The organism is Candidatus Poribacteria bacterium, assembly GCA_016866785.1.
Classification (GTDB): Bacteria; Poribacteria; WGA-4E.
In genome coordinates this window covers 1-4,739 of sequence record VGLH01000199.1, presented here as the reverse complement: position 1 = coordinate 4,739, position 4,739 = coordinate 1, and the positions used below count along the sequence as shown (strand labels likewise).

At 64.6% G+C, this 4,739-nt stretch carries 3 protein-coding genes; 1 reads left to right on the top strand and 2 read right to left on the bottom strand.

Going from position 1 to position 4,739, the window contains the following annotated elements; translation table 11 throughout:
- The first annotated feature begins 964 nt into the window (after nucleotides 1-964).
- Nucleotides 965-1,279, top strand: coding sequence for a flagellar biosynthesis anti-sigma factor FlgM (locus tag FJZ36_18040; protein ID MBM3216799.1), 315 nt, complete (start codon nucleotides 965-967; stop codon nucleotides 1,277-1,279).
- Between the two features lie 36 nt (nucleotides 1,280-1,315).
- On the opposite strand, the gene FJZ36_18035 is transcribed toward FJZ36_18040, so the two are convergent.
- Together FJZ36_18035 and flhA are read right to left on the bottom strand one after the other, a co-directional pair.
- Nucleotides 1,316-2,110, bottom strand: a complete 795-nt coding sequence (locus FJZ36_18035) for a FliA/WhiG family RNA polymerase sigma factor (GenBank protein MBM3216798.1) — start codon at nucleotides 2,108-2,110, stop codon at nucleotides 1,316-1,318.
- 59 nt (nucleotides 2,111-2,169) lie between these two features.
- Complete coding sequence (gene flhA, locus FJZ36_18030) at nucleotides 2,170-4,290, bottom strand: flagellar biosynthesis protein FlhA (GenBank protein MBM3216797.1); 2,121 nt, start codon at nucleotides 4,288-4,290, stop codon at nucleotides 2,170-2,172.
- Nucleotides 4,291-4,739: the final 449 nt, after the last annotated feature.

The following is a 4,739-nucleotide window of genomic DNA, read 5'->3' as shown; positions in this document are numbered from 1 at the left end:
GGCGGGCGCGTCCGTATCGAACCGGTCGAGAGCGTCACGCTCAGCTTCCTCATCAAGCACAGCGACGATTGGGCGTGGACGGGCGTCAACTGGCATCCGCACGAGTTCCACTTCATCACGGACGCCGACGACCCCTTCGTCGGACCCGCCTACACGCACCTCACCTTCTACGTCGAGGCGGTCAACGGCGTGCCGCGCGTCGCCGTCCAAGACGGACGGAACATCGACGAGAGCCGTCTCCGGCAGAACCTCGTCGGCGTCACGGAACGCCGCGCCGTCGCCGGATGCAACGGCGACTCCGACGGCTACGGCGACGGGACCTGCTACCGCTCCGGCGACGTCCACGTGAACGGCAAGCACTGGGAGGCAGACCGCGCCGCTTTCGGCGAGAACCCGGGACGCTACGACAAGCGCGACTGGCATCGCGTCCGCGCGAGGTTCCGTCTGAACACGATCCGCGACGGGATCGCCGTCAATGACGGCGTCATCCAGTACTGGTTCGACAACGAGCTGCTCATGGATCATCACGACGTCGCTTTTCGCACGGGTCAGCACCCCGACATGAAGATCGACCAGTTCCTGATGGCTCCATACTTCGGTCCCGGCGTGCCGCATCCGCAGCGCATCTGGATCGACGACCTGCGAATCCACACGGACGATCCGCCGCCGGATGCAGACGCCTTCATTCAGCCATCGCCGTCAGACCGCGACATCCACACAACGTCGCCATGATCGCCCGATGGACGCGAGGGACGCCAGCGATTCCATCACGATGACTCCGATGGAGACCACTAACCATCACGATGCCGCCGTCCCTCCGATTCATGGACTGACCGTCCCGAACCTCAACGATCCTTGCATACCCACTGCCGGTGTGGTATAAGTACGGTTGATACTGCCAGAGGGATCGTTTTGCTCTGCCACGGGCAGAACGTGTCCACGTAAATACTGCAAGGATAAGACGATGAGAGTACCTTCGTCCAAGGGGATCTCTCCAATCACGCCGACTCCGGCGCGGGAGACCGTGCCGCCGTCGCCGACCCCTACCACGCGCGCGCAGCGCGACCTGCAGGACAACGCCGAGAACAGCTCGGTCGAAGTCCAGCTCTCGTCCCAGGCGGAAAGCCTGGCGAAGTATCTGCGCCTGCTCAAGGCAATGCCGGATGTGCGCGAGGATCGCGTCGCGCAGGTGCGAGCCAAACTGGCTCAGCAGTCGCTGTTCCCCAGCACGGAATTGCTGGCGGGAGCGGTGATCGCCCAGCATCTCGGCGACGACTGACGCCCGACGGCTCCCCGGAGACCGTCGAGACCCCAGCTATCCCCTACTTGTCGCAATGCCTCTCTGCTGTAGCGTCGCTCGCAGGCGGAGGATGGCGCGCGCGTGCACCTGGCACACGCGAGACTCCGAGATGGAGAGAACCTGCCCGATCTCTTTCAGCGTCAGCTCTTCGAAATAGTAGAGGCTGATGACGATCCGCTCCTGCTCCGTCAGCAGCTCGATCGCCGTCGCGAGCAGGTCGCGGAGCTCCTCCCACGCCGTCGAATCCAGCGGGCTCTCGCTGGTCGATCCCTCTGAGATGGGCGCGATGTAGAGGTTCTCCTCCTCGCTGGTGAGCAGCTCCTCCAGCGAGAGGCAGAGCAGTCCGCTGACTTCGCCCATCAGCGTGTGCAGCTTGGGCAGCGTGAGCTTGAGGGACTCGGCGAGCTCCTCGTCGGTGGGGGAGCGTCCGAGGCGCTGCTCCAGCTCGGAGTAGGCGAATTCGAGCTGCCGGGACTTGTCGCGGAGAGACCGGGGAACCCAGTCGAGGGCTCGCAGTTCGTCGAGGATGGCTCCCCGGATGCGGAAGGAGGCGTAGACGGCGAACTCCTTGCCCATCGACGGGTTGAACTTCTCGACAGCGTCGATGAGTCCGAAGAGCCCGGCGCTTTCGAGATCGTCCAACTCCGCATGGGACGCCAGGGACGTCACCATCCGGCGGACGGTCGCCTTGACGAGCGGCAAATGGGCGAGGATGAGCTCCTCGCGTGCTTGAGGGTCGCCGCCCTCCATGTACGCCTGCCACAAGTCGCGCTTGCTCGCGTACGCCTTGTAGCCCAGCGAGTTCCGCATCGACATTTCCTCGGTCAGGAACGAGCGGACGAACGATTCGCCCTTACTCTAAACGCAGGTCAGCGGACGGCGTTCATCTGCACCGTGCCGAGCCGCCGCACCTCGATGCCCGGGGCGATTTCGCCATAGGACAGGACGACCAAGTTCGATAGGTACGGTTCCGCCAGTTTTCTCAGGTGGGGACGCAGCGGCGGCGTGCAGACGAGGATCGGCTCGGTTTCCAGGGGAGCCGCCTGCTCGATCGCCCTGCCGATTGCCTCCATGACGCCCTGCACCTCGGACGGGTCCAGCGTCAACTGCGACGCGCCGTCCACGGTGCGGATCTGCTGCGTCAACGCGCCCTCCAGTGTCTGGTCCAGCGTGAACACCGGCAGCACGCGGCCCGTCGTCATGTACGGCTCGCAGAGCTGTCGCGACAAGCCCTGACGGACGTACTCCGTGAGCGACGTCAGGTCCTTCACGTACTGAGCGGAGTCTGCCAGCGCTTCGAGGATTGACGTGATGTTCTTGATCGAGACGCCCTCGCGCAGCAGGTTCTGCAGAACCTTCTGCGTCGCGCCAATCGACAGGACATCCGGCACGAGCTCGTTGACGACGACCGGATGGCTCCGCTTCACCGTGTCGAGGATTTCCTGGACTTCCTGCCTGCCCAGGAGCTCATGGGCGTACTGGCGCACGATCTCTTTGAGGTGTGTCGTCATGACGGTGGGGGCATCGACGACGGTGTAGCCGGAGAGCTCGGCTTCCTCCTTGCGGTCGGCGGTGATCCAGATGGCGGGGAGCCCGAAGGCGGGCTCGCGCACCTCCATGCCCTCGATCCGCGCCGTCGCGCCCCCTGCGTCCATGGCGAGGAAGTGGTTCACCATGAGCTCGCCGTCGGCGACCTCGGAGCCGTGAATCAGGATGGCGTACTGGCTGGGCTTGAGCCGCGCGTTGTCGCGGATGCGGATCTTGGGGATCATGAATCCGCGTTCCAGCGCGAACTCCCGCCGGATGCGGGCGATCTTCTCCGGGATGCTCGCGCGGACCTCCGTATCGACCAACGGCAGCAGGCTGTACCCGATCATCACCTCCATCGGGTGCGCCTGGACGACGTCGGCGTATTCGAGCTTTTCCAGTTCTTCCAGCGGCGAGGGCATCGTCACCTCGGGAGCCGCTTCGTGCGCCGTCAGAGCGCGCGGGGACGTGCGGTAGGCGATGTAGCCGACGACCACCGCCAGCGCCATGAACGGCAGCACGACCGAGGGCTTGCCGCCTCCCATCAACGCCAGACCGATGACCGCCGCCGCCACCGCCGTGAGGATCAGCGCTTGGGGTTGCCGCAGAAACTGAGAGCCCAGGTCCTTGCCGAAGTCCTCGTCAGAGGTCGCGCCGCGTGTAACGACGACACCGGCTGCCGTCGAGAGCATCAGGGACGGGATCATCGCGACGAGACCGTCGCCGACCGTCAGGAGCGTGTAGGTGCGGAACGCCTCCGCCAAGGGGAGCCCGGCGCGGGCGACGCCGACGATCAGCCCACCGATGATGTTGATGAGCGTGATGAGAATGCCCGCGATAGCGTCGCCTCGGACGAACCGGCTCGCGCCGTCCATGGCGGCGTAGAAGTCGGCTTCCTGAGCGATCATCCGGCGCTGGCGGCGAGCCGTCGCCTCGTCGATCAGTCCGGCGTTCAGGTCGGCGTCAATCGCCATCTGCTTGCCGGGCATCGCGTCGAGGGTGAATCGCGCCGAGACTTCCGCGATACGCGACGCGCCGCGCGTGATGACGACGAACTGGATGATGATCAGGATGACGAAGATGACGATCCCGACGACCGTCTCGCCTCGCATCACGAACTGCCCGATGGCGCGGATGACCAGACCGGCGACGCGGTGGTATTCCTGCGAGTTCTTGACGACCTCCCAGTTCGACAGAATGAGGCGCGTCGAGACGACGTTCAAAGCGAGGCGGTAGATCGTCAGGATGAGCAGGACGGTCGGGAACGACGAGAAATCGAGGGGTCGCTGGATGAACAGCGACATCATCAGGACGAAAACGCCGAGGGTCAGGTTCAGGGCGATGAGGACGTCGAGCACCTGCCACGGCAGGGGCACGAAGAGCATCAGGATGATGCCCAGGATCGCTCCGCCGACGATCAGTCCCGCATTGCGGCGTGACCAGATCGCGGGCGCGGTAGGCATAACGGAGCGTACCATCGGACTCGTGGTCTCCTGGACACCGAACCATGGACTTCGCAAAGTCTCCAAGAGGCTAATGCGGCGCGGCGCCAAAGTCAACCGCCGCATTGGCTCATAATACGTGCTCCCGAAAACGGATCGTTGCGCCAGAATCAAAGTGCTCCCGAAGGGATGACGAGGATGCTCGTTCGACCCTAGGAGATCGAACGAGCAGGGAGCATGGCGGCGGGCATGCGGACCCGTCGGGTCCTTGTATCTCTCCGTGAACGTGTTTGGGTCCTATGGGGAGCGATGCGAAGAGCCCAGGTCGTCCGAGGTCGTGGCTGAGCGTGGTCGTCGCTCCCTCAGCGCGAGGCTGTCTACGCACCCACGTCCTCGCGCCACTTCGCGAAGCCGAGGAACACCAGCAGCGTCGCCGCCGCTCCGACGATCGCCAGCATGCGGAACAGCCC

What these genes read in the sequence shown, in the direction of transcription:
- FJZ36_18040 (MBM3216799.1), top strand. Translation starts at nt 965, where the DNA reads ATGAGAGTACCTTCGTCCAAGGGGATCTCTCCAATCACGCCGACTCCG.
- FJZ36_18035 (MBM3216798.1), bottom strand. Translation starts at nt 2,110, where the DNA reads ATGCGGAACTCGCTGGGCTACAAGGCGTACGCGAGCAAGCGCGACTTG.
- flhA (MBM3216797.1), bottom strand. Translation starts at nt 4,290, where the DNA reads ATGCCTACCGCGCCCGCGATCTGGTCACGCCGCAATGCGGGACTGATC.